A 23839-nucleotide genomic window follows, 5' to 3' on the forward strand; every position below is an offset into this window, starting at 1 on the left:
AGCCAGCCTCACTGCTGGCTTTTTTGTATTTCAAGAGAGGAAGGGAGAGCTAATCGCATTGGCACATAACGAACTCCTTCTTTCTCGCAGAGATCATCGGTGCGTTCAAAACCGTGCTTTTGATAAAACGACACTGCGTTGGGTGCTGAGCGAAGACGCACATAACCTCTTGGTTTATCTTGGGTTGAGCCCAATATCGTATCGAGAAGTTGTTTACCCAAGCCATGACCTTGAACTTCGGTTGCTACGAACAAGTGGGTGAGATAGTTATCATCTTTTAAAGCGGCAAAACCAACCACTTTACTGTCGCGGAATGCCGCTAAGGCAAAGAAGTCTGGATGCGTTATTGCTTGTGTCACATCTTGTCCGATTCTTGCGAGAAAGCGCCGTTTTCCTTCTTCGGTAAAGTGCTCAAGTATGTGGCGCTGTGTCACTTTAGAAACCAAACCCGCCACTTGTATAATGTCATTCGTTTGCGCTTTGACTATCTCTATCATCAATCTTCTCTTCGAGCTGTCTCATTAATTGCGCTAATTGCAGTTTATCGAAGTTGTTGGAATTTGGAACCTGATAAGAATCTTTAGCGGTGTAGAGCATCAAGCAGTTACCATTGAAAGGTTCTTTCTCAATTTGAACCTTGCTGATTTCATTCAATGGAATACGAAAATACACAGTAGAATCTTGATGGTACTTCAAACTATTAGAAGCGGACTCAATGCTGATCGATTTTGGCGTAAACCACTTACGCTTAGATAGATGTAATACGAACAGTAATAGGACAAATACAGCCATTCCTGCCCCTATTAACCATAAGTAACCGCCTATATAAGCAAAGTAGGTGAGTGATAGAAACCAAATGCTGAATAAGAACGGATTGTTCTTTGGCAGGTTTTGTGAGGTCTCATGAATGATCACTTCGAATTTCCTCGCTGCTTATGTTCGACAGCTTACGCAGAGCTTGTGTAAGCGGCTGAGATTTCACTTCAATTAAAATCAGGTTTATTAGCCCACCAACTGAGATAGCCGCAAGGACCGCGCTGATGCCACTTCCTTTGGTCACTAAGCCATACAGACCGGTACTCAGCATAAGGATAAACGTCGCCATTTTGATGGTTAAATGGCGCTGAACCAAATAGTGACCTGTTTGGTAGTCCTTAATCACGTAAACGTATTGCCCAAAGCTACCGAGTTCTACTTTGACTTTTCTATCTAGCGCATGACAGCGGAACCCTTGTTGATTGAGAGATTTTGCGAGGCTTTCCATGCCAATGACTCCATGTTCTATCTAGTTATCTTTTGCACATCATAATGTCACGATGAGAGCCGCTTAGTTTCGCTGAACGACAAATCTAAGAGGCAAGTCCCACCGTACACTCAATGCTTTCTTTAGTTTGCGGAACGCTTTCAGGTTTAGTTATTTGCATCAAATCTGCATTGGTAGACGCAAACTTCGCGGTCTGCTCCTTGCATGGAGAGGGTTTTGTTTCCTACATAAGGCACATTTAATTTTTGTATCACGGATTTTGAGCGTTGGTTTTCTACCAAGTGCATCACTCGAATACCGATGAGTTGGAAATAAGATTTAGCAAACTCAATCAGCGCTTGAGATGCTTCGAATGCATAACCTTTCCCCCAATAAGGCACGCCAACCCAATAACCTAGAGTGCCATAACCGTCCTCAATTCTTGGTAAACTTACCGCGCCAAGCAGTTCTCCGGTGCTACGTAGCGTGATGGCATACGCTACGCCTCTTTGATCATTAAACATAGGACCATGCCCATCTATCCATGTTTTTGCCATTGGCTGTTCATAAGGGTGTGGGATATTTGCTGTCATTTCTGCAATGATTTTTTCTCCGGCGAGCAACGCGACGCGTTCACTATCTTCATGCTGGAAAGGTCGCAGAATGAGTCGTTCAGTAAAGAGTTTTGGTTGTGTTGGCATAACGGAATCACCTTACAGATTGAATGACCCACACATCGAGATCAGGTCGGTAAGTAGTGTCGAAGTAGCCCAAATCATCGAACGCAAATCGGACGCCAGTTTCGTTGGCTCTTGGTTGGTTGCCACAAATCACATTAAACATCGTGCTGAGGAAGCGTCCGTGAGACACCACCAAGTAACGACCGCTTCCGCGTCTTATTATCGATTGTAGGGCAAGGCTCGCGCGTGCATATAGTTCAACGCCACTCTCCCCCTCATTGGCAGAGACAACGCAAGGTTGATATGGGTTGACGAAATCAGCCATAGGATATTTGTGCTTAGATTCACTAAATGGCAAACCTTGTAATGGTCCGTTGTCACGCTCCATCAACTCATCATGAGTCGTTATGCTGACATTTAGCTGTTCAGAAAAGATCTCGGCGACGTGTCGCGCCCGCTGCATTGAGCTGCTCAAGATTGCGTCGTACTGGCGCCCTTCTTCAATAAACTGTTTTGCTCTATTTTGTGCTTGCTGAATACCTACTTCAGTCAGTGGGCTGTCGAATCGTCCTTCGTGTACTTTCAGGTCGTCGGCTTGTGAACGCCCATGACGGACAAAGGTGATATGAATCATCTAACTTCCTTGTTTTGTATTAGTTTCCTCAACCCGATACGTGCTTACTATGCATCTATCGGCATCGTGGCGAAATACTTGCAGCTAATGAAAGTATTTGCGTAATCACTGATAGCGTCATATTACATACGTTTGTATTATTTTTGCACAGGTGGTGCCACAAAATGAGACCGACTTAGGTCTCAGTTTTCAGGCATATATGCAGAAATTTTTGGAGGAAGAGCACAAAAAAACAAAGGGCATTTATTATTGTGGAATTTTTTTGAACAAAATATGTCAATTGTCAGTAGTACAGTAAAAACAGGGAGAGGTGTAATGCCGGATATTTATTGCTCAGCCTGCAGAAGAGCAACGCAGCATAAAGTGATCATGAAGCGTTGTGAATCTGATCAAATCGAAACACTGACAGGCAAAGTGGTAAGCTTTACTCAGTTGATGGCAAAGTTTGTGACAGGTGAGCACTACTATGAGATGGAACCACAGTACTACTGTCGATGCTGTAACCATCGCGCTATAGGTGAAGTTATTCAGCATCCAGCGCGACAGACATCAGCGATCATGTGATCGAGCTTATTACGCAACGAGTTCTTTTTGCGTAGCGAACGGTAATCCGTCAATCATCACTGGCCAACCATATGAGGCATACTCAGCGGCCAATGATTTTGCGACTTCGTGTGATACTGTTGTATAAGTCCACTCCCCAAGACCGAACGGCTTGTACGCAAGTTGTAGGGTTAACATTGCTTTCTCCTAATTATTTTTCCTCATTATTGCCTTAGAATTTGGCTCAGTTCTTTCCTATTTGGCTCATTTTATTCTCTGCAAAGTTCAGGAATAAGTTTTTTCATTAACATTATTATTGTGACTATAAACTCCTAGCAAAATAACTATATTTTATAAATTAAAGTTGTGTGGATTTAGCTACTTTGTTTTTTTTGCTGAATTTTTGTGCTGTGCAAACGTTAAAATAATGATGAATTCACACGTTATTGATTTGTCTATTTGCAAAACAAATGGCAGCGATTAAGGTATGGATGCTAAGTTGTTGCGAGGATGTAATTGATGAGTTATCACCTGGATAGGATTGACTTGCAGATATTAAGTATTTTGCATTCTAAGGGGCGGATACCTGTTGTGGAGTTAGCCAAGCTGGTTAATCTCACGACGTCACCATGCTCGGAACGAGTCAAAAGGTTGGAAAAAGGTGGCTATATTAATGGCTACCATGCAGAGCTTAATGCTGAAAAACTTGGGCTAGATGTCCAAGTATTTATTCATATTCGTTTAGACCAAACCAGTTTCTCTATCTTTGAAAAGTTTGCGAAGGCGGTCGAGTTGATGCCAGAAATAGAGGAATGTTATTCGCTGTCAGGGGATTTCGATACCATGATAAAAGTGCGAGTCAAAAGTATGAAAGCTTATCAGGAGTTTATGTCGAGTAAGTTAGGGACTCTACCTGGTGTTATTCAAACCCGAAGTGAAGTCGTAATAGAAGAGCATAAAGTTGGTCGAGGTGTTAACCCAGATCTCCTAGGGACACTTTAGTGTTGTCGGGCCATGAGTAAAGACGCTGAAACTCAGCGCCTTGGAACAATGGTCTTCTAGATGCTGTTGGGCTAGAACTCGCACTCCGCTTTAAAGCACATGCGTTCCTTACTATATGGATGGTCCAACTCCAACATCTCTGCGTGCAAATGCAGACGGTTGGCTTTTTCGCCATATAAGCCGTCGCCAACCATTGCCATGTTCAACCCCATGTGGTGCGCGCTGTGTACACGTAGCTGGTGGGTTCGTCCTGTTTTCGGGTACATGTACACCTTGCTGCGTCCGTCTTTCACTTCAATCAGCTGCCAGTAAGTTTCAGCAGGCTTACCGTGTTCAAAGCATACTAGTTGACGTGGACGGTCATCCGGATCGCCACGCATCGGTAGCGAGATTTCACCTTCGGACTCGGTCAATACACCTTCTAGCAGTGCCATGTAGCGCTTTTGTACACCGCGTGTGATGAACTGCTTTTGCAGGCTCTTGTTTGATCGTTTGGTTAAAGCAAACACCAAAATCCCCGACGTTGCCATATCCAAGCGGTGAATAACGAACGGCCCTTCGACATCTGGGAACATCGCTTGCAGGCGTGTGTACGCCGAATCCTTGATGGTTTTGCCCGGAACGGAAAGCAGACCCGAAGGCTTGTTGACGATCACCATGGCTTCGTCTTGGAACAGTATTTCTAACTCTTTATCTTCTGCCCAGTTTTCTGCCAACGGGTTTGGCTCCACATCCAAGCCTTGCAGCATGTGCCCTAAAATTGGCTGACATTTGCTGTTGCAAGATGGGTAAAACTTTTTGTGCTGGCGCACTTCTGATTTTGGCGATACGCCCCACCAAAACTCTGCTAATGCCAGCGGTTGGTAGCCATGCCTGTATGCGAACTGAAGCAGTTTCGGAGCAGCACACTCACCTGCACCTGCTGGTGGTACTGGGTTGGTAGTAGGAGCAAAAATGTCCACCAAATCGCGCTCTGCGCTGTGGTTATCCAAGAAGCGGTATTGCTTATGCAGTTTGTGCTGCAGAGCATTAGACAGATCTTTGCGCTGCTCTTTTAGCTCTGCCAATCTTTGCTCTAGCTCAGCAAGGCGTGCTTCTTTTACTGCCAGCTTTTCATCCCACGCTTGTTTGAGGTACTTGAGCACATTCTTTTCAGCGACACTTTGCTTGCCTAAATCATCCAGTAGCACTTTTAGAGCTTCGGGACTTAGCGTTTGTTCGCCTTGCTTACGCTGCTGTTTACGCTCTGCACGCCCCGCAATCATCACTTGGCGCTGGGTATTTTCTTCTTGTTGATACGCTTCGCGGTCAGCTTTGATTTCCGCTTTCAGTTGTGTCAGTTCTGGATTAGCAGCAAAGGCTTTGTATTGCGCATTCGCCGCGTTAATAGCATCTGTCTCGCCACGGAAGAAACCTTCTTCTGTCAGCATGTCGAATACAGGTGGAACAAAACCAGGTAGTAAATTTTGATCGGCAATCTTGCCTGAGAAAGCGCTGAAGTAGCCAAGCTCACCCTGTGGGCTACGCACCAATAAAACGCCGAACATTTTGCCACGTCCACTTTGTTCATCCTCAAGACCAAAATCATGTTCGAAGTCGGTTTGTGCCATCAGATGTTGCTGCAATTGTTCAGCAGCCAACACACACAATGGGTGAGGTGTGTAGTAGAACGGAAACGTAAACTGCGCCGGTAAATCATAACCAGAAATATCTGCAGTAAAACGAGTAAAGCAATGTTCAGGCGAGTGCATAATTGTGAGTCCGCATGAAATAAAAATCGAGCACGGATTGTACCTGTTTTAAAGTGGATTGCTATCTTGAACCTAGTTCACCCTGCTCATTTCAGCTTGAGATTCACTCAAGATCCTGTACCTTACCAAGATTGTTTTTTGCAGCCTGTTTTCATTCGCAGAGTGACCTGTGCTGCTTATTTTTGAGTTGAAGTCATGTCACAAGCTAGCATCAAATTCATCGCCACCGATATGGATGGCACCTTACTTGACCAATATGGTCGTTTAGACCCAGAGTTTTTTGACCTGTTTTTACAGCTCGAAGAGAAGGGTATTTTGTTCTCGGCAGCATCAGGTCGTCAGTACTACAGTTTGCGCGATACGTTTGCACCGATCCAAGATCGCATGATTTATGTGGCGGAAAATGGCACCTTGGTTATGTACCAAGACAAAGAGCTCTACAGCTGTACCATTCCAAAATCGGAAATTGATGAAATTATAAAAGCGGCTCGTGCAGTAGAAGGCACCCACTTAGTATTGTGTGGTAAGCGTTCGGCTTACATCGAAACCAAAGATCCTAAAGCCTTAGAAGAGTTCCAGAAGTACTACCATCGCTGTGAATATGTGCCTGACTTGTTAGAAGTAGAAGATGAGTTCATCAAGGTCGCAATTTGTCACTTTGGTGGCTCAGAAGAGTTGGTTTATCCAACCATGAAAGCAAGGTTTGATGACACGCATCAGGTTGTGGTGAGTGCGAAGATTTGGTTGGATGTGATGAACGCAGAAGCGTCAAAAGGCTCAGCAATCAAGCACCTTCAAGAGACTATGGGCTTTGGACCTGAAGAGACGATGACATTTGGCGACTACTTAAATGATCTCGAAATGCTACAAGTGAGCGAGCACTCATATGCAATGGAAAACGCGCATGAAGCAGTGAAGAAAATCGCCCGTTTCTCAGCACCAAGCAACCGCGACTCTGGAGTGATGAAAGTGATCAGAGAGAAAGTGCTTTAGTCGCATTTTGCTCATCCTGTGAACATAAAAGCCCCGCCATGTGATGAGCGGGGCTTTTGTTCATTTGAAACTTAGTGAGTCTAAACGTAGAGGCAAATTAGCGTACGTACTTAGCCGTTGCGCTAACAAGCCAATGTTGCAGTTTACCATTCGGGTTTTCTACCCACAGGTCGTTATGGTAGCGGTAGATGCGGCCATTCACGGTTAGAGCAAGCGTGTTCTCACCCGTTTGTTCCATGCGAATAAACTGGTCAGAAGTTACCAAAAACGGCTCTAGGTCTTCTGTACTTGCACCCTTGTACACTAGGAAGTAACCAAACATGTTACCGGCGTCAGGGTCAGTAGAGTGAATCCGGTGCCCAACCAGCGTGTAATTATCGTTGAGTGCTTCTTCGAGGGTTTGTGCACCTACAGTTTCGTGAGATGGGATGAACACCCAAGCCAACACACCTATCGCGATCACTAGCAGTAATAGCACTGCTCGCATGAAGTTTTTCATCATGGTTATCCGTTTATCGTTGGAATTTCATTTTGTACATGCGCTTATCCGCTAAATTGATCAGGAAGTCAATGTTGTCGCCGTCATTAGGGTAGCTTGCTGCACCTAAGCTGGTTGAAAGTGTTTGCGGTTCATTAGACACCATTATTGGTCGCTCAAAAACGGCGTGAATGCGATGTTCTGCATCTTTGATTCCACAGTCCTCATTCGACTCAATAATGACAGCGAACTCGTCTCCGCCCATTCGGTACGTTGAGAACTGATGTAACTCCATTAGTTTCAATCTATTCGCCACCTCTTTTAACGCAATATCGCCCGCTTGATGGCCTTTGGTATCGTTGATGGTTTTGAAGCCATTGAGATCAAGCAGAAGCAATGAAAATGGCAGCTTGGCGCTCTCAAGACGGCGTAGCTCGAAAAACATCGCACTGCGGTTAGGGAGGGCAGTTAAACTATCACTTAATGCCATCTTCTTGTGGTATTTGGATTCACTTTGATAGAAGTACGCCAGAAGGGCTACGGTCATAACGAATATCGTTAACAGAACGTATTGTGCAAACATTAGCTGTTTAGCTTGATTTTGCTGTTTTTGATAGAGGGGGCTAGCAACCCTAAAATTTTGAGTTACATAGTCAATCATTTCTAAATATAGGTTTTGTGCACCTCGGTAAAATTGGTTCGCCGCTATACTGCTGCCAGTTTTTGCTTCAACAAGTGTTGGTTCTAGTTTTTGGAAGCGGGTAAACAACCCAGAGAAATAGCGTCTGACTTCATGTCTAGAGAGAAAGGAGTCAGCCTCACGGTTGTTTATCAATAAGTCAAAACGGCTCCAAGCAAGCTCATATTGCAACTCTGCACCATCAATATTCATGACGCTTTCGTTGAGTCTTCTTGCTTCACTGACAAGTTCTGATAGTTCTTTAGATAAATGAAATAGGAACCAAGTAGCTTGGTTTTGTTGATCGGAGTATGAGCGAGCTAGATCCCGAGTTTGCTTAAACAAAGCGAGATTTGCCAGTAGTAAAGTCGTGGCAACCGCGATGAGCAAGACTTTACTTCTCAATGAAAAAGGTCCCGTTTTCGGGGGAGATATATCTGAATTCATTATTTTTCTTCTATTTTCACACTATTAAGTTGCCATACCATTTGTGAATGGTAGTGGCTAACATCGATCTCAGGAAAACGAGAGATAGGATAAATTAACCAAAATGGTCCTTTATCTCTTATCTTTATGTATTTCTTGTCTTTTTTATAGGCGACGATAGGTTCGTAACGCAGAATATCTTCACGATTTATATTGGCATGATAGTCATTTAAAGCTCGTAATTCGACACGCTTTGGGACCTCTCCGAATGCTTGTCGAAGAAGCGTACTGAGAGTTACTCCCTCAAACACCGCCGGACTATCTAACCAAGGTAATTCGGTAACATAGGAGGTAATAGGCAGTGTTTCTATATCTTCGAGTGCAATAACGAGGTTGGTTTTTTCCGGACTGCTAAACTGTATTGTGTTCGCGAAAAGTGTCGGCGCAAACAAAAACAAAGTGAGTGCTACTATTTTTCTCATCTTGTGCCCTTTTGAGTTGTTCCCCTAGTCTCAGCTAGCGCATTAATCGCTAGCTAAAGCTATGGTTATATATTTATTAATAATAGAGCCAACTTGATGATTTTATATAATATGTTTTGAGTGAAAAGTAACCGCTGGTGAAATATACGTCAAGGTTAATAACACAGTTAAAATTACAACTATTGGATGAAAATATTATTTGGCTTGTTTTGTGTGCAGTTCGCTTCAGTTTGTCTAACTTTCGTGACACTTTAAGTGAATTAAGAGAGGGAATATGTTTGACTGGTATTACAAGGTTATCCTCAATTACACCAACTTTAATGGCAGAGCGAGACGCCAAGAGTATTGGTACTTTACGCTGGTGAATGTGTTGGTCAATTTGGTTATGGGGATCATCGATCGGGTCATTGGCAGCGTGATGCAAATGGACAATTTTGGCTTCTTCGGTGTGATTTATGCGCTGTTTATTATGATTCCTTCGATTGCGGTTACTGTGCGTCGCTTGCACGATTCAGGAAGAACAGGTTGGTGGGCTCTGATAGCCTTTGTGCCAGTTATCGGTATTTTGGTGCTGTTGTACTTCTTGATTCAAGACAGTGAAGAGGGCTCGAACCAATACGGTGTGAGCCCTAAATATCAGTCGTGATAATGACAACCGTGATGGTTTGAATCGAGTGGGTTTAGATGCCTGAGCCCACTTGGAAATACACTGCGTTATCCTCATCACTGAACGCGAAGTCCATGCCTGCTTGCAAGCCATAACGTCGGGCGATGAGGTAACGAAAGCCCACGCCATACGCATACTCTGCATCGTTCTCAAACAGCGATGTATTCGTTGAGGCGTACCCAAAACCACCAAACACATTCGTCGACCAACGGGGACTCCATTGGTAAGTCAGCTGAGACTCTACTGATAGGGTTTCATCACCTTGATAGCGATTTCTCGCTACGCCACGCAGTTCGATATCAGGGTAAGAGGCTGGTGGCAGAAAGCGTTCATCGGTGTAAAGGGATTTGTAGTGCCCCCGCAGCGCCAGCGACCAATCGTCAGTCAGCTCCCAATAGTTAATTCCTTCCACATCCAATTGTTCGTATTCGTAATCACTACCAATGGCGTCGTTGTACCATAAGAACTCGGCTTTGTAGTTGTAGCCTTGAGTGGGACTAAAGAAGTTGTTTCGGTTGTCCCATTCCAGTGTTAGTCCCACCCCTGAAATGGTCGGAGCGGTATTGGTCAGGGTTTGCAACAACTTATCGGCCACTGGTGAGTTAGTGATTTTTTGGTCGGTGACAAAATAGAGCTGTTTCACACCAACAAACAGCGGCGCATCAATAATGCGGTATTGAAGATGGTTGAGCATGCCGCCGCCAGTAATCTCGAAATCTAATCCCTGACCATTGAATACGCCGTCTAAGCCCGGCAGCGCGGACTGCGGGTAGAAAGTCATGTTGAAGTCGCCATAACCGATGCCACCAAGGTAACGAACCGTGTCTTGTGCCCAAGTGCGGCGATGGCCAGCAAACCCCATCCAAGTGCCGTTTTCGGTTGCGAAGCCACCCACAGCGGTAATAGCAGGAGTCAAAAGTTGGGCGCCACCATCGAGTGATGTTTCCGCCAGTTTGCGTCTTTTCTCTCGTTGCTCATCGGATTCATGCAAAAACACGCCAGTAAAACCCAAGCCGTAGCCAACAGCAGGCTCGGTAATCACAATCGGGACGGGTAGAAAGCCGTAGGCGTTTTCAGCAAGGTATTCGCCCATATCCAATTGCCCATCGATGGGATCGAAAAAGCTTATCGCCTCGGCAATAGGAGAGGTCGCTAACAACCCGAAGCAAGTCGAGGTTAGCAGGACTGACGTTGTTTTTTTCATAGCGTACTAGCAGTAATTGAATGATGTTCAATTACAAGTTAGACGTCATTTCGGTAAATTTCAATGGGGTTATGTAAAGGTAAAGTGAGTGTTTTTAGAACACAAAAAGCCACCCAATAATTGGATGGCTTTGTATAGAGAAGATTATTAAACCGTTTGGTTTTCCGCGCTCTTCTATTTGCTTGCGGTGTTAAAATCGGCCTTAAGCAAATAAGTACTTGGCGTGGAAGTTCAAGTGATCAGCGATAAAGCTCGAGATAAAGAAGTAGCTGTGGTCGTAACCCGGCTGCATACGCAGTTCGACTTCTGAATCGTGGGCTTTTGCTGCCGCCAGCAACACATCAGGTTTTAATTGCTCAGCAAGGAAGTTATCAGCATCACCTTGGTCGACTAGGATAGGTAATGGTGATTTCGCTTGTTTTAGCAACTCACTTGCGTCGTACTGCTTCCAGCTTTCGATATCAGTGCCTAGGTAAGCGGTAAACGCTTTTTGGCCCCAAGGACATTGCATTGGGTTACTGATTGGGCTGAATGCTGAAATTGAACGGTACTGATCTGAGTTTTTCAGCCCAATGGTGATTGCACCGTGACCACCCATGCTGTGACCCGAGATCGACTTCACGTCAGAGACTGGGAAGTTACTCTCGATGAGCGCAGGCAATTCTTTGGTGATGTAATCGTACATATGGTAGTGGCGTGACCATGGCTCTTGAGTGGCGTTTAGGTAGAAACCTGCGCCTTTACCCAGATCGTAGTTTTCGTCGTCTGCAACGTCGTCACCACGTGGGCTGGTATCCGGTGCCACAATGGCGATACCTAACTCAGCCGCCATGCGAAACGCACCGGCTTTCTGCATGAAGTTCTCATCGGTACACGTCAAGCCAGACAACCAGTAAACAACAGGCACTGGGTTTGATTTGGTTGCATTTGGTGGCAAGAAGATCGCGAAGCGCATGTTGCAGTTCAAAGCGCGAGATTCGTGAGTGTACTGTTTATGCCAACCACCGAATACTTTGGCTTGGCTTAGGCTTTCAATGGTCATGGATAATCTCTCGATAAAACAATGTTTAGTTAAAGTAATCTTTAATTAAAACAGTGAATATTTAAAACAATGATTTTCTAACGGCGGACAAGACCGTTAAAGACAGCGGATGACTCTCTTCCCAAAAGAAAACGTGTTCAAGAGAGAAGAGAGTTTATTTCAAATAATCAGTCACATTACGTGAACCGTTATCTTGGATTATTTATCCATGTGAAGAACAGTACGGATAGATTCACCTTTGTGCATCAATTCGAACGCTTCGTTCACGTCTTGTAGACCCATAGTGTGAGTGATGAATTCTTGTAGACCGAACTCACCAGCCATGTAACGGTTTACGATTTCTGGAAGCTCTGAGCGGCCTTTAACGCCACCGAAAGCAGAACCACGCCATACGCGACCAGTTACTAGTTGGAATGGACGAGTTGAGATCTCTTGACCTGCACCAGCAACACCAATGATTACTGACTCACCCCAACCTTTGTGACAACATTCAAGTGCTTGACGCATCACGTTTACGTTACCGATACATTCGAATGAGTAGTCAACACCACCGTCTGTCATCTCAACGATAACGTCTTGGATTGGCTTATCGAACTTCATTGGGTTGATGACGTCTGTAGCACCAAGTTGTTTCGCTAGGTCGAATTTGCTTTCGTTGATGTCTACACCGATGATGCGGCTTGCACCAGCCATACGAGCACCGATGATTGCAGAAAGACCGATACCGCCTAGACCGAATACAGCAACTGTGTCGCCTTTTTCAACTTTAGCTGTGTTTAGTACCGCACCCATACCGGTGGTTACGCCACAACCTAGAAGACAAACTTCTTCAAGTGGTGCTTCTTTGTTTACTTTTGCTAGTGAGATTTCTGGAAGTACTGTGTACTCAGAGAAAGTAGAACAACCCATGTAGTGGAAGATTGTCTCACCGTTTACAGAGAAGCGGCTTGTGCCGTCTGGCATTAGGCCTTTACCTTGAGTTTCACGAACTGCCTGACATAGGTTTGTTTTGCCAGATTTACAGAACTTACACTCACCACATTCTGCTGTGTAAAGCGGAATTACGTGGTCGCCAACTTCAACGCTTGTTACGCCTTCGCCAACCATTTCAACGATACCGCCGCCTTCGTGGCCAAGGATTGAAGGGAAGATACCTTCTGGATCGTCACCTGATAGAGTGAATGCGTCAGTGTGACAAACACCAGTAGCAACGATGCGCACAAGTACTTCGCCAGCTTTAGGAAGTTGTACATCAACTTCTTCCATTTTAAGTGGCTCGCCTGCAGCCCATGCAACCATTGCCTTTGATTTAATGTGAGTTTGACCTGGTTTGATTTCAAGTGCCATTGGATGTTTCCTTTATATTCTCAGTATATGGAGTGACGTCATAAGCGTAGTTGAGGTTTGTTCACTGCGCTGCGTCGTTTTGTTGGTGCCCATTTTAGGTGTTTCATGAAAAATGATAATCCGGCTAAATTGAAAATGATTTTTACGCACGTGTAATAATCAATGTAATAACGTGATTGTTAGTGCGAGTGAGATTAAGAAGCACGAGAAAAATTATATTGGGGGTTTGACCTTAAGTGCGGTTGAGGGTTTAGTGTACCTGTCACTGCAAAATATTGAATTAGGATTGGTATGAACCAAACACAACTACAGGCTTACTTAGATAAAATGGGTGTCACCCAATCACTGGATGTCAGCAGTGATACCTTGTTAATGCTGCATAATGCTCAGCATCGTCGTTTGCCTTTTGAGAACTTTGATATTGCGCTTGGGCGCGGCATTTCTATTTCAGAGCAAGAGATTATCGACAAATTGATTTATCAAGAACGCGGAGGCTACTGCTTTGAGTTGAATGCGCTGTTGTTGAAGGTGTTGCAGACCATCGGTTTTGATGCGCGACCGTTATTGGGGCGCGTTCATTTGTCTGGCACGCCATCGGGCAGAACTCATCAGTTCACTTTGGTCACCATGGGAGAAGATAAGTGGATTGTTGATGTAGGGTTCGGTTCGAACACGCCACGTGCACCGCTGCCATTTGTACTAAATCAAGCCATTCATACTGACCTACAAACGTTCCGTTTTGTCGAACATGAGTTGGTCGGCTACATGTTGCAAGTTCAATTCTATGACGACGCGGAACAATGGATTGATTTATACAGCTTAGACTTTGAACACGTATTCGATGGAGACATCGTGTGTGGCAATCATTACACCTCCACATCGCCTAACTCACATTTTACTTCCAGCCGAGTGGCAGCGCTGGCGACAGATAGCGGAATCATTACTTTGCTCAATTACAGTTTAAAGTACCGAGCAAATGGTGAAGTGGTTGAAATTGAGTTAGAAGCCGGACAAACGTATCTATCTGCGCTCAAAACCCACTTTGGTATCGATCTTGATGCTGATTACTCATCTTTAAAACCATTGAAAGAGTCGTAACTGTGGACGAATCGCACTCTAATTGAGACTTCAAACATCGCGTTAGCTCCAATTTCCTTACTTAGTGGCTCAAAAATGTAAAGCACAGCTCAGTCTGTGCTTTTTTATTTGCGCTGCCTCTCGGTAAGGCACAAATCAAAAGTTTACCTTTAACTATGCGAAATAAATGAGGTAAATCATGCGCTTTGAATACTTGCTTGATGATGAAGTCACCCCAGAACTCGATGCTAAGTTAAGAGCTTTGCTGTCCACTTGCTTCACCAAGGAGCAAGACAAAATCTTTCAAATCCAACGCTATTTTAATGAAATGCCTCGCCACCGCTACCTACTTTGGGATGGCGATAGACTTGCCGCCCATGTTGCTGTGCATGAAAAGCAAGTCATGATTGATGACCAATCCTTTCCTATTTGTGGTATTGCTGAAGTCTGCGTCGATCCGGGTTCACGGGGGCAGGGGTTAGTAAAAATATTGCTTGAGGCTGTTCATAAGGACGCGTTAGAAAGAGGCGATGCGTTTTCAGTTCTGTTTGGTCTCACCTCGGTTTATCAATCCAGTGGTTATCAGCCCATCAATAACTTGAAGATGGAAGTTACCGCGAATCATTGGGTCAGTACTGATGAGACCATGGTATGCTCTCTCAAAATCATTTGGCCACAACAGACAGTTCATTTAGTCGGCTATCCTTTTTAAACAGGTTTTCTCCACATTTCAGTTTGTGTGAGAATACACAATAAGTAGAATTCCATAGGATCCAAACCATGGCGAATTGGGAAGGCGTCAGCGAGTTTGTCGCCGTCGCAGAAACCAACAGCTTCACTGGCGCAGCCAATAAGCTGAAAACATCGGTCGCACAAATCAGCCGTCGTGTATCAGCACTGGAAGAGCGTCTTGCTGTGAAATTGCTTCACCGTACTACGCGTAAAGTGTCGCTAACTGAAGCGGGGCAGCTTTATTATCAACAGTGTAAGCATCTTGTCGAAGGCTTAGAGCTAGCAGAGTTAGCGGTAACGCAGATGCAGGCAGAACCGAAAGGTCTGCTTAAAGTCACGGCACCTGTGACCTATGGAGAAATGAATCTTGCTCCCTTGCTGCACCAATTTTTAGAAAAGTACCCGCAAGTGAATTTGGATTTGAATCTGACTAACCAAAAGTTAGATTTGATTGAGCAAGGCGTCGACGTGGCGATTCGTCTGGGACGTTTGCAAGATTCAAGTTTGATCGCCAAGCGACTGTCATCGCGTCAGCTGTATGTGTGTGCCAGCCCCGCTTACTTAGAGCGATCTGGTGAGCCGCATACCTTGTCTGAACTGAGTCATCACCAATGCTTGGTGGGTACCGCTGACTATTGGCACTTCAAAGAGCAGAAGCGTGAGAAGTCTCTTCGTGTTTCTGGTCGTATTAAGTGCAACAGTGGTTTTGCTTTGGTTGATGCGGCAAAGCGTGGTTTGGGCTTGGTACAGTTGCCGGACTACTACGTACAAGAAGCGTTAGACAATGGCGAGTTGGTGGAAGTGTTAACCGATTACCGAGACGATCGCGAAGGTATTTGGGCGCTGTATCCGCAAAACCGAAACCTGTCGCCAAAAGTACGCTTACTGATTGATTTCTTAGCTGAAAATATGAGCTGAGCGATGAATTCAATACATTGAAAAAAGCCAAGTTTGCATGTAGCAACTTGGCTTTATTTTTTGTGGCAAGTGGACGTTACTGCTCGTTTAATTCCGCATCTTCGCGTTTGATGACCTTGTGGCCATCTTCTGATACGCCTTGTTTCCAGTAACTGCTGAGGTAAAGGTTTTCACGTTCCACTTCTTTTTCGTTACGGAAGTATTGGCGTAGCGCGCGCATTGAGTCGAACTCACAAGCACACCACACAGCGGCTTCACCTTGTTGCCATTCAAGTTCACGAACTTTGTCTGCGAGAGGTTGCTCAGTAACCCAATGTAGCTCCATGCCTGCTGGTGCTTCGATAGTTTGGATATCCGCTTCAGAAATCACGCTGATCACGGCATAGCCTTTTGCGTCTTCCGGCAGAGTGCGAATCTTCGCTGATAGCGCTGGCAATGCCGTCATATCCGCAGCCATAAAGAACCAATTCGCTTCAATGTTTAGGTTCGAGATACTGCCAGGACCGGCGATATTGATGGTGTCGCCTTCTTTTGCAGACATCGCCCAACGCGCGGCAAAACCACATTGTAAGTCTTTAGTAATGTGGCGCACGAAATCGACCTCAATCGTGCACGCTTGTGGATCGAAGCGACGAATGGTGTAGGTACGCATAACCGGACGGTTCTCTTCAGAGAAGCCTTGAATGTCCGTGCCACCAGTTTCGTTGAACAGCAGCTTGATGTAGCTGCCTTCACAATCTTGTGGGAAGTTGCCTAGTGCCTCACCTTGCAGGGTAATGCGCTGCATGTTCGGTGTTACCGCTTGTGTGTTGATGACAACGAGGCTTTTTGGTTGTGGTTTCTTTTTCATTTTAATTCACATTTCACTACGTATGATAACTATTCTCTTTCTCATCTAAGATTAACAGCATCTCAATAAGGCAGATAGTGTCTTTATCTAAATTTACACTCTGATCTGAGAATCGGCGATTTAATTTCGGTACGCCTCGCTCAAATGAACACTTCGTCGTCCCGCTTTATAAGATAGTGGTGGGAGAATAAAAAAGGGCACCGAAGTGCCCTTGATAGAAGAATGAAGCTTGTTTACTGCGTTTGCTCTAACAAATGTGTCTTCAGGAATCGATCCATCGCTTGGTAACCATCAAGACGATTTTCAAGAGAGCGGAAGCCATGACCTTCGTTCTCTTTGACGATGTACTCCACCTCAACACCGCGGTCGCGCAGAGCATTAACGATCTGATCAGATTCACTCTTCACTACGCGTGGGTCTTTCGCACCTTGTAGAACCAATAGAGGAGCTTTGATTTGGTCGACATGGAACACTGGTGAGTAGGCTTTCATCATCTTCGCATCTTCAGGATCTTCTGGGTTACCCACTTGCTCATGCAGCATAGCTAGGAAAGGTGCCCAGTATGGTGGAATAGAATCCATGAAGGTGAACAGGTTAGAAACGCCAACATAGTCGATACCACATTTGTATAGGTCTGGTGTGAACGTCACACCAGCCAATGTGGCGTAACCACCATATGATGCACCGTAGATACAGACTTCACCATCTCGTGCGTAGCCTTGGTCAATCGTCCACTTAACACCATCAGTGATGTCATCTTGCATTGATTGACCCCATTGCTTAAATGATTTCTCCCAGAATTCACGGCCGTAACCGGTTGAACCACGGAAGTTCATTTGTAGGACGGCGATACCACGGTTTGCAAACAATTGAACTTCAGGTTGGAAGCCCCAGTGATCACGAGCCCAAGGACCACCATGCGGCAGTACAAGCAGTGGTAAGTCTTTTGCCTCACGACCTTTTGGCAGCGTTAAGTAACCGTGAATGGTTTCGCCATCACGAGCGGTGTAAGTGATTGGCTTCATCTGTGCCATGTGTTCTGGTTTATGCCAAGGAGCATTTGCTGCCAGTTTCTCGAGCGTATCCGTATTACGATCGTAGTAATAGTAATTTGGGCGGTCGACATCGCTGTAGGTTACAACGATCATTTTACTTTCATCTCGAGTTGAGTTGTTTACTGAGATTTCAACTCCAGGTAACTTCTCTTGTAGACGCTCAAAAGTCTCTTCATAGCTCTTATCTAGGAAATGATACTGACGCTTGTCCGTTACATAAGAGATCGTCGTGAGCTTGTTAAGTACATTGGAGTAACTCGCATTAGTGACGTCTACTTCTGGATGAGAGAAGATCTCGCGTACTTCTTTATTTGCCTTCACATCGTATTCGATGATCGCAGACTTATCGCGTGTGATGCGCGAGGCGACATATAGATTCTTGTTGTCGGGTGTGAAGGAAATCGGTGAGAAGCTTTCTTTGAAAGTGAGGTTCTTTAATGGGCGGAACTCTTCATCCACGCTATCACGATACAGTACCGCAGTATTGACACCGTCAGAGGTTGAAATGACACGGATATTACCATCGTGGTCGGTACCCCAGTAACGGACATTGCCCGGGTTTTGCGCCACCAGTGTATTCTCGCCAGTTTTCAAATTATGGCGGTAAACATCGAACACTTGCGGGTTACGTTCGTTAGTCGTGATAAGAATGTCGTCTGGCTGGCTTTCTAAAGTGTCAATGACATAAGCCACAACACCAGATGTTGGTGTGATGGTTTTCTCTTCACCTGTTTTAACGTTCACCGTGACGAGGTAGAAGTTCTCATCACCGCCAGTATCGCGTGAGTAAATTACGGTGTCATCACCAACCCAGTAGTAGTATGCGATGTCACGACCAGTGATTGACGTAATGCGTTTAACATCCTCTGGCTTGCCTACAGGATGTACAAAGACGTTTTTACGGTCTTGCCATGGTTTCATCATTGAAATGTAATCACCAGCTGGAGAGATTTGGTAGCTAGAGACTTCAGCATTACGGAAGAAGTAATCTACAGGATATTCCGGTGGGATAACTTCGGCAGTCGTCGTGGTCGAAGTTTGGCTACAACCCGTGAGTAGTAGGCCAAAAGCGGTAGCAAGAATAAGCTTGCGAGTACGCATTGTATAACGCTCCTTGTGTGACGGACCAGTCAGCATCGTGCTTGTCGGTCATAGTGAATCGATAGTCGCTATTAAAGAACGAAAGCGACAAAGCAGTGAAAGAGAAGCCAAAATCGAATATATCGATAGGGTTTATGTTTGAGGGTTTTTAATATTCTTGTCACTGCCGTTGCTACTATGACCCAATCTATCCATGGAAGTGGCGATTATTTGTACTTACCGAACAAAGGACTAGCCAAAACTTGGTATCAATCACATTTATCCGTGCTTTTTATCATTTATATCATTGGGATAGTCGATAAAAGCAAAAGCGCAGCCATGCCATAGTTGAAGCCTTTTACCCGTTTTGGTGTGGTGAGCCAGCGTTGAAGTTGGATACCAGCGGCGGTCCAAAAAGTCACAGAAGGTAGGTTTGCTAAGCAGAAGATGCCAGCGATGAAAGCCAGTTCTAGCCAAGATCCACCGCTGCTGTATACGGTGATGGCGGTAAGTGCCATTGACCAACCTTTCGGATTCACCCATTGGAATGCAACTGCACCTAAAAAGCTCATTGGGCGGTAATCATCTTTGACTTCTGTTTTGCTGCTGGTGGCAATTTTGTAAGTGAGGTACACCAAGTATGTCAGGCTCAAAACCTTAAGAATCTTATGGGTGATCGGATACGTGTGAAACAAGCTCATAAGACCAATGCCAACCAAAATCAGCATCGCACCAAAGCCCAGAGTGATACCTAACATGTGTGGGATAGTGCGCTTAAAGCCGACGTTTGCGCCAGAAGTCATAAGCATGATGTTGTTTGGCCCCGGAGTGAAAGTCGAGACAAACGCAAACAGTGCCAGCGCACCAAGTTGATGGTATTCCATAGTGTGTTCCTGCATTTTTGTATTGCCTGCGTGCACCCAGGCGAAAGATGGTTGTCTTGACTAGTCGAGAACAATGATAGGTAGAAGTGCCATCAATTTTGTGCTTTTATTTGATGAAAATACGTAAGATAAACAACAAAAGGTCACCATGGATAGATTTGACGAAAGAATATTGCAAGCACTGAAATTAGACGGAAGAATCTCCAACGTGGAGCTGTCTGAGCGAGTTGGATTATCGCCATCCGCGACTTTGCGTCGTGTGCAAGATTTGGAGCGTAAGGGCGTGATCAAAGGCTATCGGGCGGTGTTAGATAATCAGCAAATGGGCGTCGGTTTTGTTGCTTATGTGTCGATTGGTCTAGCTTCTCACTCTAAACAGGCACAGCTTGGTTTTGAAGACCACGTGCGCTTTGTTGACGAGGTAGTGGAGTGCCACAACATCACTGGTGCCAACGAGTACTTATTAAGGGTCGAAACCCAAGATCTTGCAGCATACAAAGCCTTCCATGCCGATGTGTTGGGAGAATGCGAACACGTCAAAGCCATCACGACCATGGTGGTGATGGACACGCCAAAAGACGAGCGTTAATTCTTTAGCCTACGATTTTGTAGCACGCCAATTTTGAAGTGACTCGAAAGAGTCAGTCGAGTGTGAGTAAAGTCCACATAAAATGCTGGAAAGCAGTCGTCAATCTGACAATTCCAGCATTTATTCTCACCTTCTAAATAATCGCATCCTGCTAATTTTTCTAAGTCGCTGTTCGGTCCGTGAGCAGTGAGTCAGAAAATTTAAGGATGAATGATGAAATCATACGTAACGCTTCCTCTTGCAAGCTTGGGCGCAATTGTTGCTTTAAGTTCTTTTAACGTTAGTGCCCACGGTTGGGTCGAGTTTCCAAGCGCACGCCAAAACACCTGTTATTTAGACGGTGGATTTTGGACCAATGAAATTCCAAACCAAGCATGTCAGGCCGCTTATGACGAGTCGGGGGCTTACCCTTTCGTACAACGTAGTGAGATTGCTGCCAACGTGCCGAACTACCGCGATATGGCACACGTGAAAGCCATTGTTCGTGATGGCGAACTTTGTTCTGCAGGTGATGCCGCCAAGAAAGGTTTGAATATCCCATCGCCAAATTGGCAGCGTACTAGCGTGACTCCTGATGCGAACAACCAAATCGAATTGGTGTTCTTTGGTAAAGCGCCGCACAACCCTTCTTATTGGGAGTTCTATCTTTCTAAACCCACTTATGACGATACGCAGCCCCTTACTTGGGACGATTTAGAACTGATCGATACTGCTGGTGACGTGTATGTAGATGCCGAGAAGCGCTATCGCATGCAGGTAACTTTCCCAGCAGACCGCTCGGGTGATGCGATTCTTTACACTCGTTGGCAACGCATCGATGTGGCTGGTGAAGGCTTCTACAACTGTAGTGACATTACGCTAAACGGCAATGGCACCACACCACCAACTGATCCAGTTGACCCTACCGATCCCGCAAACAACCTGACTTCTCTTGGCTACTTTGTGGTACAAGGCTTTGGCCCAGTAGAGTCGGGTGATACGGTGCGTTTCCGCACCTTTAATGCAACAGGTAGCGAGATCGTCGATCTGTCACTGCCAATCAGTACTAACAACACCACTACGTGGGCTGCAGAGCTAGCGGATCAATTTAACTCACAACAAACCGGTGATTGGTATGTAGGTATTTGGCATGAAGCGATGAAGCACTACATGTTCGATAGCAGTAATATCTACGCAAACCAAGTATTGGCTCCGAATGCTAACTTTAGCTATGCGTTATCATTGATTAAAGGTGATACCCAACCACCGGTTGATTCAACCAACTTGTGGAACAAAGATGCGGTTTACAACCAAGGCGATGTTGTGACGCACAGCGGCCGTGAATGGACTGCGCAGTGGTGGACAACTGGTGAAGAGCCAGGAACCACAGGAGAATGGGGCGTTTGGCGTTAGTCATGAGCCGCTCTATATAAATAAAACCCTTCTCTGGTGAGAAGGGTTTCTTGTTTTAATCGACGGAGCTATTGTAGGACCAAGGTTGCCAATTCATCGTGGCATGATCTGCCAATTTGAGCATGGGGATATCTTCATGGGTATCACCATAAGCGTAGATAGCTTGATGTTGGCTCAAGTCAAAAGCCGCTTGAACACGTTCTACCTTTCTTTCCAGACTGCAATCTCTACTGTGATAGAGGCCGGTAATGCGTTCGCTACTACCGAGTAACTCACTGCAAAGTAAGTGATAACCATGAGTATCACACCAAGGTTTTAAGTAGGCGTTAAGTGAAGCAGAAACGACTACGATAGTATCACCTTGAGTATGATGCCAATCTAGTTTGGTTTTGGCTTCGGGGCGAATGTGTTGAACGATCACTTCTCGTGCAAACCGTGCTCCTAATGTTTTCACGTCGTCGGTTTTTCGTCCCGAAAAGGCGATAAAACTGGCGATTGGGCGCATTCGTTTCGCAGGGAGTAGCCCGGATTTGTATAGTGCATAAAATGGCGAGATTAAGATGTTGCCCAGCCATTTGCGTGGACCGGAAACCGAGTAGTGAAGGAACAGGCTAAACATATCCTCATCGGTGATGGTGCCATCAAAATCAAACAGTGCTAAAGCGGGCTTCCGAGAATCTGACAATCTGTTTCCTTAGAGTTTAATGTGCATGTCCGTGGGAGAAGTTTATCACCATCACGCCCGCTGCGATAAGCGCCATGCCAATCCAAAGGCTGGTGTCCATATGCTGACGGTACACCAATTGAGAAATTAAGGTCACAGACACAATAGCCAACCCGGCCCACAGTGCGTGAACAATACCCACGGGCATACCGCCTTTCATTGCTTGTGCTAAACAGACGAATGCTGCCAAGTGACCAAGTAAAACAAGTGTTGCAGGCAGTGGTTTGCTGAAACCGTCAGTGGCTTTAAGTGCAACATGTGAAAGGGCTTCTGCGCCCACGCCTAAAAGTAAGAAAAACCAGCTCATTGTTATCATTCGTCTTCGGTTGTTGTGGAGTGCGGCTAGTATATTGGTGTTAAATGAAATGATAATCCCGTCGACTATCAAATTACTTTTACTCATTTGTAATAATTGGCATTACATACGCTTACAACTCAATATGAGCTCAGCAGATACACTCCCGTCCGGCTTTAATTTGTTATAGGGTAGAAATGGATGCGAAAACTGCTGTTCTCCATTATATGTGCGTTGGGTTTGATCGGTTGTGATGACGATGGTTTTACCACAGAGAGACTCGACGACTTTCAAGACCCTAGAGCAGAATACGAAATTCAATCGGTGGATTTTCTTGCGACTGCAATTACCGATGCGATTAGCCTTGATGTTCGAGGTTGGGAAGTTGAAAATCTATCGAGAAAAATTACATTTACGATTGATCAGACTACGACCAATATTCTCTGGTCTTTCAATGCGAGAGATCTTATCCATTTAGGGCAGCTAGCTCCAGAGGTAGGCGATACGTTAACGGCTCCCATAATGGGCTATCAACTGATGCGTATTTCCCCTGACGCCTTCGTCGTATCGACAAGTCATCAAGTGGCACATTTGCAATACTCGGCAAATATCCTGGAGTCTAGGAAAGGGATTAGTGAATACTATCTGAGTGAATCCGATACTGATATCGCTTTAGCCGTTTACCCTGAAGGGATTTCTCTGGAGATTTTTGGTGAACTATACCGGGCGCATTACTTCAAAGAGAGTGATTCTTACCAACTTCGTTTTGAAAGCAAGGAAGTTGACGGAAAAAGTCAGCTTGAACAAATTTCCATTGAGCTAAATGGGGATGCTGTACGACTTGAGAAAGGGAGCAGCGCTTATGATGGATGGCAGAGTCATGATGTTATCTCTCATCGCGAACTATTTGAATACAACCGCAAACAGAACACCCTCTCAATCCAATAGTTTTTTATGAATTATTGAAGTCATGGTCAGATCTATTTCTGAGTAACAGTTGGGAGACTCGCTCAGAGGCCATGACTTCAATTTCTTTTGCGCTCCACCTAGACCCTTTATTGCGCACATGGGG

General features: G+C 45.2%; 28 protein-coding genes. 10 read left to right on the forward strand and 18 right to left on the reverse strand.

Translation table 11 applies throughout. The features are described 5' to 3' along the window. Positions 1-8: 8 nt before the first annotated feature. The 5 genes from BSZ04_RS04635 to BSZ04_RS04655 form a co-directional block, all read right to left on the reverse strand. On the reverse strand, positions 9-497 hold the full coding sequence (locus tag BSZ04_RS04635; RefSeq protein ID WP_088879684.1) for a GNAT family N-acetyltransferase: 489 nt from the start codon (positions 495-497) through the stop codon (positions 9-11). Beyond that, positions 466-915 carry a hypothetical protein gene (locus BSZ04_RS04640; protein WP_088879685.1) on the reverse strand — a complete coding sequence of 150 codons (450 nt, stop codon included), beginning with the start codon at positions 913-915 and terminating at the stop codon, positions 466-468. Before BSZ04_RS04640 ends, BSZ04_RS04635 begins: the two co-directional genes overlap by 32 nt. After that, entirely contained in the window at positions 902-1264 is a 363-nt protein-coding gene (locus tag BSZ04_RS04645; RefSeq protein WP_045394722.1) for a hypothetical protein, read from the reverse strand. The genes BSZ04_RS04640 and BSZ04_RS04645 overlap by 14 nt, the downstream gene beginning before the upstream one ends. A gap of 146 nt (positions 1265-1410) precedes the next feature. Next, positions 1411-1944 carry a GNAT family N-acetyltransferase gene (locus BSZ04_RS04650; protein WP_088879686.1) on the reverse strand — a complete coding sequence of 178 codons (534 nt, stop codon included), beginning with the start codon at positions 1942-1944 and terminating at the stop codon, positions 1411-1413. A 7-nt stretch (positions 1945-1951) separates the two neighbouring features. Then, on the reverse strand, positions 1952-2557 hold the full coding sequence (locus BSZ04_RS04655; protein ID WP_045394726.1) for a histidine phosphatase family protein: 606 nt from the start codon (positions 2555-2557) through the stop codon (positions 1952-1954). Positions 2558-2872: 315 nt separating this feature from the next. On the opposite strand from BSZ04_RS04655, the gene BSZ04_RS04660 reads away from it, so the two are divergent. Then, complete coding sequence (locus tag BSZ04_RS04660) at positions 2873-3121, forward strand: hypothetical protein (RefSeq protein ID WP_010453484.1); 249 nt, start codon at positions 2873-2875, stop codon at positions 3119-3121. Between the two features lie 9 nt (positions 3122-3130). Here BSZ04_RS04660 and BSZ04_RS25005 read toward each other — a convergent pair whose 3' ends face one another. Further along, complete coding sequence (locus BSZ04_RS25005; RefSeq protein WP_010453481.1) at positions 3131-3298, reverse strand: hypothetical protein; 168 nt, start codon at positions 3296-3298, stop codon at positions 3131-3133. Positions 3299-3619: 321 nt separating this feature from the next. Between BSZ04_RS25005 and BSZ04_RS04670 the strand changes: the two genes are divergently transcribed. Next, positions 3620-4102, forward strand: a complete 483-nt coding sequence (locus BSZ04_RS04670) for an Lrp/AsnC family transcriptional regulator (RefSeq protein ID WP_010453479.1) — start codon at positions 3620-3622, stop codon at positions 4100-4102. A 71-nt stretch (positions 4103-4173) separates the two neighbouring features. Here BSZ04_RS04670 and BSZ04_RS04675 read toward each other — a convergent pair whose 3' ends face one another. Beyond that, positions 4174-5853, reverse strand: a complete 1680-nt coding sequence (locus BSZ04_RS04675) for an RluA family pseudouridine synthase (protein WP_088879687.1) — start codon at positions 5851-5853, stop codon at positions 4174-4176. Positions 5854-6048: 195 nt separating this feature from the next. Here BSZ04_RS04675 and BSZ04_RS04680 point away from each other — a divergent pair, with 195 nt between their 5' ends. Further along, the gene (locus BSZ04_RS04680; protein WP_038887037.1) at positions 6049-6846 is read left to right on the forward strand and encodes a Cof-type HAD-IIB family hydrolase; all 798 of its coding nucleotides are present in this window, start codon (positions 6049-6051) and stop codon (positions 6844-6846) included. A 97-nt stretch (positions 6847-6943) separates the two neighbouring features. Here the strand turns inward: BSZ04_RS04680 and BSZ04_RS04685 are convergent, their stop codons facing one another. Genes BSZ04_RS04685 through BSZ04_RS04695 form a run of 3 tightly spaced genes read right to left on the reverse strand, consistent with a single transcriptional unit; the run spans position 6944 to position 8911 of the window. Further along, a complete protein-coding gene (locus BSZ04_RS04685) occupies positions 6944-7348 on the reverse strand; it encodes a hypothetical protein (protein WP_088879688.1) in 405 nt (134 codons plus the stop codon). 10 nt (positions 7349-7358) lie between these two features. Beyond that, positions 7359-8450, reverse strand: coding sequence for a GGDEF domain-containing protein (locus tag BSZ04_RS04690; RefSeq protein WP_088879689.1), 1092 nt, complete (start codon positions 8448-8450; stop codon positions 7359-7361). Then, positions 8450-8911 carry a putative pterin-binding protein gene (locus tag BSZ04_RS04695; protein ID WP_038887042.1) on the reverse strand — a complete coding sequence of 154 codons (462 nt, stop codon included), beginning with the start codon at positions 8909-8911 and terminating at the stop codon, positions 8450-8452. Before BSZ04_RS04695 ends, BSZ04_RS04690 begins: the two co-directional genes overlap by 1 nt. 274 nt (positions 8912-9185) lie before the next feature. On the opposite strand from BSZ04_RS04695, the gene BSZ04_RS04700 reads away from it, so the two are divergent. Next, complete coding sequence (locus BSZ04_RS04700) at positions 9186-9557, forward strand: DUF805 domain-containing protein (protein ID WP_010453468.1); 372 nt, start codon at positions 9186-9188, stop codon at positions 9555-9557. Positions 9558-9591: 34 nt separating this feature from the next. Here the strand turns inward: BSZ04_RS04700 and BSZ04_RS04705 are convergent, their stop codons facing one another. The 3 genes from BSZ04_RS04705 to BSZ04_RS04715 all read right to left on the reverse strand — a co-directional run bounded on the left by BSZ04_RS04705 (position 9592) and on the right by BSZ04_RS04715 (position 13171). Beyond that, positions 9592-10782, reverse strand: a complete 1191-nt coding sequence (locus BSZ04_RS04705) for a BamA/TamA family outer membrane protein (RefSeq protein WP_088879690.1) — start codon at positions 10780-10782, stop codon at positions 9592-9594. 202 nt (positions 10783-10984) lie between these two features. Further along, a complete protein-coding gene (gene fghA / locus BSZ04_RS04710) occupies positions 10985-11824 on the reverse strand; it encodes an S-formylglutathione hydrolase (RefSeq protein WP_088879691.1) in 840 nt (279 codons plus the stop codon). Between the two features lie 198 nt (positions 11825-12022). Continuing rightward, positions 12023-13171, reverse strand: a complete 1149-nt coding sequence (locus BSZ04_RS04715) for an S-(hydroxymethyl)glutathione dehydrogenase/class III alcohol dehydrogenase (RefSeq protein ID WP_010453462.1) — start codon at positions 13169-13171, stop codon at positions 12023-12025. 291 nt (positions 13172-13462) lie between these two features. Here BSZ04_RS04715 and BSZ04_RS04720 point away from each other — a divergent pair, with 291 nt between their 5' ends. The 3 genes from BSZ04_RS04720 (at position 13463) to BSZ04_RS04730 (ending at position 15898) form a co-directional block, all read left to right on the forward strand. Then, positions 13463-14269: an arylamine N-acetyltransferase family protein gene (locus BSZ04_RS04720; RefSeq protein ID WP_088879692.1), complete on the forward strand. Its 807-nt coding sequence runs from the start codon at positions 13463-13465 to the stop codon at positions 14267-14269. Between the two features lie 178 nt (positions 14270-14447). Then, positions 14448-14960, forward strand: coding sequence for a GNAT family N-acetyltransferase (locus BSZ04_RS04725; protein ID WP_088879693.1), 513 nt, complete (start codon positions 14448-14450; stop codon positions 14958-14960). 68 nt (positions 14961-15028) lie between these two features. Then, entirely contained in the window at positions 15029-15898 is an 870-nt protein-coding gene (locus BSZ04_RS04730; RefSeq protein WP_010453456.1) for a LysR family transcriptional regulator, read from the forward strand. Positions 15899-15974: 76 nt separating this feature from the next. Here the strand turns inward: BSZ04_RS04730 and BSZ04_RS04735 are convergent, their stop codons facing one another. The 3 genes from BSZ04_RS04735 to BSZ04_RS04745 all read right to left on the reverse strand — a co-directional run bounded on the left by BSZ04_RS04735 (position 15975) and on the right by BSZ04_RS04745 (position 19767). Next, positions 15975-16748 (reverse strand): siderophore-interacting protein, encoded by a 774-nt coding sequence (locus BSZ04_RS04735; protein ID WP_088879694.1) that lies wholly within the window; start codon positions 16746-16748, stop codon positions 15975-15977. 233 nt (positions 16749-16981) lie between these two features. Further along, positions 16982-18904 (reverse strand): S9 family peptidase, encoded by a 1923-nt coding sequence (locus BSZ04_RS04740; RefSeq protein ID WP_088879695.1) that lies wholly within the window; start codon positions 18902-18904, stop codon positions 16982-16984. A 278-nt stretch (positions 18905-19182) separates the two neighbouring features. Next, positions 19183-19767: a LysE family translocator gene (locus BSZ04_RS04745; protein WP_045392585.1), complete on the reverse strand. Its 585-nt coding sequence runs from the start codon at positions 19765-19767 to the stop codon at positions 19183-19185. Positions 19768-19915: 148 nt separating this feature from the next. Here BSZ04_RS04745 and BSZ04_RS04750 point away from each other — a divergent pair, with 148 nt between their 5' ends. Both BSZ04_RS04750 and BSZ04_RS04755 read left to right on the forward strand, forming a co-directional pair. Further along, positions 19916-20356, forward strand: a complete 441-nt coding sequence (locus BSZ04_RS04750; protein WP_088879696.1) for an Lrp/AsnC family transcriptional regulator — start codon at positions 19916-19918, stop codon at positions 20354-20356. Between the two features lie 213 nt (positions 20357-20569). Next, positions 20570-21748, forward strand: coding sequence for a lytic polysaccharide monooxygenase (locus tag BSZ04_RS04755; protein ID WP_088879697.1), 1179 nt, complete (start codon positions 20570-20572; stop codon positions 21746-21748). Positions 21749-21803: 55 nt separating this feature from the next. Here the strand turns inward: BSZ04_RS04755 and BSZ04_RS04760 are convergent, their stop codons facing one another. Together BSZ04_RS04760 and BSZ04_RS04765 are read right to left on the reverse strand one after the other, a co-directional pair. Beyond that, positions 21804-22433 (reverse strand): HAD family hydrolase, encoded by a 630-nt coding sequence (locus tag BSZ04_RS04760; protein ID WP_088879698.1) that lies wholly within the window; start codon positions 22431-22433, stop codon positions 21804-21806. A 16-nt stretch (positions 22434-22449) separates the two neighbouring features. Continuing rightward, complete coding sequence (locus BSZ04_RS04765) at positions 22450-22779, reverse strand: DMT family transporter (RefSeq protein WP_005428450.1); 330 nt, start codon at positions 22777-22779, stop codon at positions 22450-22452. Positions 22780-22968: 189 nt separating this feature from the next. Here BSZ04_RS04765 and BSZ04_RS04770 point away from each other — a divergent pair, with 189 nt between their 5' ends. Then, on the forward strand, positions 22969-23715 hold the full coding sequence (locus BSZ04_RS04770; RefSeq protein ID WP_088879699.1) for a hypothetical protein: 747 nt from the start codon (positions 22969-22971) through the stop codon (positions 23713-23715). The last annotated feature ends 124 nt before the right edge of the window (positions 23716-23839 follow it).

Origin of the sequence: Vibrio rotiferianus (assembly GCF_002214395.1) — a bacterium.
Taxonomy (GTDB): Bacteria; Pseudomonadota; Gammaproteobacteria; order Enterobacterales; family Vibrionaceae; genus Vibrio; species Vibrio rotiferianus.

Excerpts from the sequence above, each read along its gene's own strand:
- BSZ04_RS04650 (WP_088879686.1), bottom strand. The coding sequence starts at position 1,944 with ATGCCAACACAACCAAAACTCTTTACTGAACGACTCATTCTGCGACCT.
- BSZ04_RS04770 (WP_088879699.1), top strand. The coding sequence starts at position 22,969 with ATGCGAAAACTGCTGTTCTCCATTATATGTGCGTTGGGTTTGATCGGT.
- BSZ04_RS04670 (WP_010453479.1), top strand. The coding sequence starts at position 3,620 with ATGAGTTATCACCTGGATAGGATTGACTTGCAGATATTAAGTATTTTG.
- BSZ04_RS04655 (WP_045394726.1), bottom strand. The coding sequence starts at position 2,557 with ATGATTCATATCACCTTTGTCCGTCATGGGCGTTCACAAGCCGACGAC.
- BSZ04_RS04715 (WP_010453462.1), bottom strand. The coding sequence starts at position 13,171 with ATGGCACTTGAAATCAAACCAGGTCAAACTCACATTAAATCAAAGGCA.
- BSZ04_RS04720 (WP_088879692.1), top strand. The coding sequence starts at position 13,463 with ATGAACCAAACACAACTACAGGCTTACTTAGATAAAATGGGTGTCACC.
- BSZ04_RS04680 (WP_038887037.1), top strand. The coding sequence starts at position 6,049 with ATGTCACAAGCTAGCATCAAATTCATCGCCACCGATATGGATGGCACC.
- BSZ04_RS04750 (WP_088879696.1), top strand. The coding sequence starts at position 19,916 with ATGGATAGATTTGACGAAAGAATATTGCAAGCACTGAAATTAGACGGA.
- fghA (WP_088879691.1), bottom strand. The coding sequence starts at position 11,824 with ATGACCATTGAAAGCCTAAGCCAAGCCAAAGTATTCGGTGGTTGGCAT.
- BSZ04_RS04745 (WP_045392585.1), bottom strand. The coding sequence starts at position 19,767 with ATGGAATACCATCAACTTGGTGCGCTGGCACTGTTTGCGTTTGTCTCG.
- BSZ04_RS04700 (WP_010453468.1), top strand. The coding sequence starts at position 9,186 with ATGTTTGACTGGTATTACAAGGTTATCCTCAATTACACCAACTTTAAT.
- BSZ04_RS04740 (WP_088879695.1), bottom strand. The coding sequence starts at position 18,904 with ATGCGTACTCGCAAGCTTATTCTTGCTACCGCTTTTGGCCTACTACTC.
- BSZ04_RS04705 (WP_088879690.1), bottom strand. The coding sequence starts at position 10,782 with ATGAAAAAAACAACGTCAGTCCTGCTAACCTCGACTTGCTTCGGGTTG.
- BSZ04_RS04730 (WP_010453456.1), top strand. The coding sequence starts at position 15,029 with ATGGCGAATTGGGAAGGCGTCAGCGAGTTTGTCGCCGTCGCAGAAACC.
- BSZ04_RS04645 (WP_045394722.1), bottom strand. The coding sequence starts at position 1,264 with ATGGAAAGCCTCGCAAAATCTCTCAATCAACAAGGGTTCCGCTGTCAT.
- BSZ04_RS04695 (WP_038887042.1), bottom strand. The coding sequence starts at position 8,911 with ATGAGAAAAATAGTAGCACTCACTTTGTTTTTGTTTGCGCCGACACTT.
- BSZ04_RS04685 (WP_088879688.1), bottom strand. The coding sequence starts at position 7,348 with ATGATGAAAAACTTCATGCGAGCAGTGCTATTACTGCTAGTGATCGCG.
- BSZ04_RS04755 (WP_088879697.1), top strand. The coding sequence starts at position 20,570 with ATGAAATCATACGTAACGCTTCCTCTTGCAAGCTTGGGCGCAATTGTT.
- BSZ04_RS04675 (WP_088879687.1), bottom strand. The coding sequence starts at position 5,853 with ATGCACTCGCCTGAACATTGCTTTACTCGTTTTACTGCAGATATTTCT.
- BSZ04_RS04690 (WP_088879689.1), bottom strand. The coding sequence starts at position 8,450 with ATGAATTCAGATATATCTCCCCCGAAAACGGGACCTTTTTCATTGAGA.
- BSZ04_RS04725 (WP_088879693.1), top strand. The coding sequence starts at position 14,448 with ATGCGCTTTGAATACTTGCTTGATGATGAAGTCACCCCAGAACTCGAT.
- BSZ04_RS04765 (WP_005428450.1), bottom strand. The coding sequence starts at position 22,779 with ATGAGCTGGTTTTTCTTACTTTTAGGCGTGGGCGCAGAAGCCCTTTCA.
- BSZ04_RS04660 (WP_010453484.1), top strand. The coding sequence starts at position 2,873 with ATGCCGGATATTTATTGCTCAGCCTGCAGAAGAGCAACGCAGCATAAA.
- BSZ04_RS04735 (WP_088879694.1), bottom strand. The coding sequence starts at position 16,748 with ATGAAAAAGAAACCACAACCAAAAAGCCTCGTTGTCATCAACACACAA.
- BSZ04_RS25005 (WP_010453481.1), bottom strand. The coding sequence starts at position 3,298 with ATGTTAACCCTACAACTTGCGTACAAGCCGTTCGGTCTTGGGGAGTGG.
- BSZ04_RS04635 (WP_088879684.1), bottom strand. The coding sequence starts at position 497 with ATGATAGAGATAGTCAAAGCGCAAACGAATGACATTATACAAGTGGCG.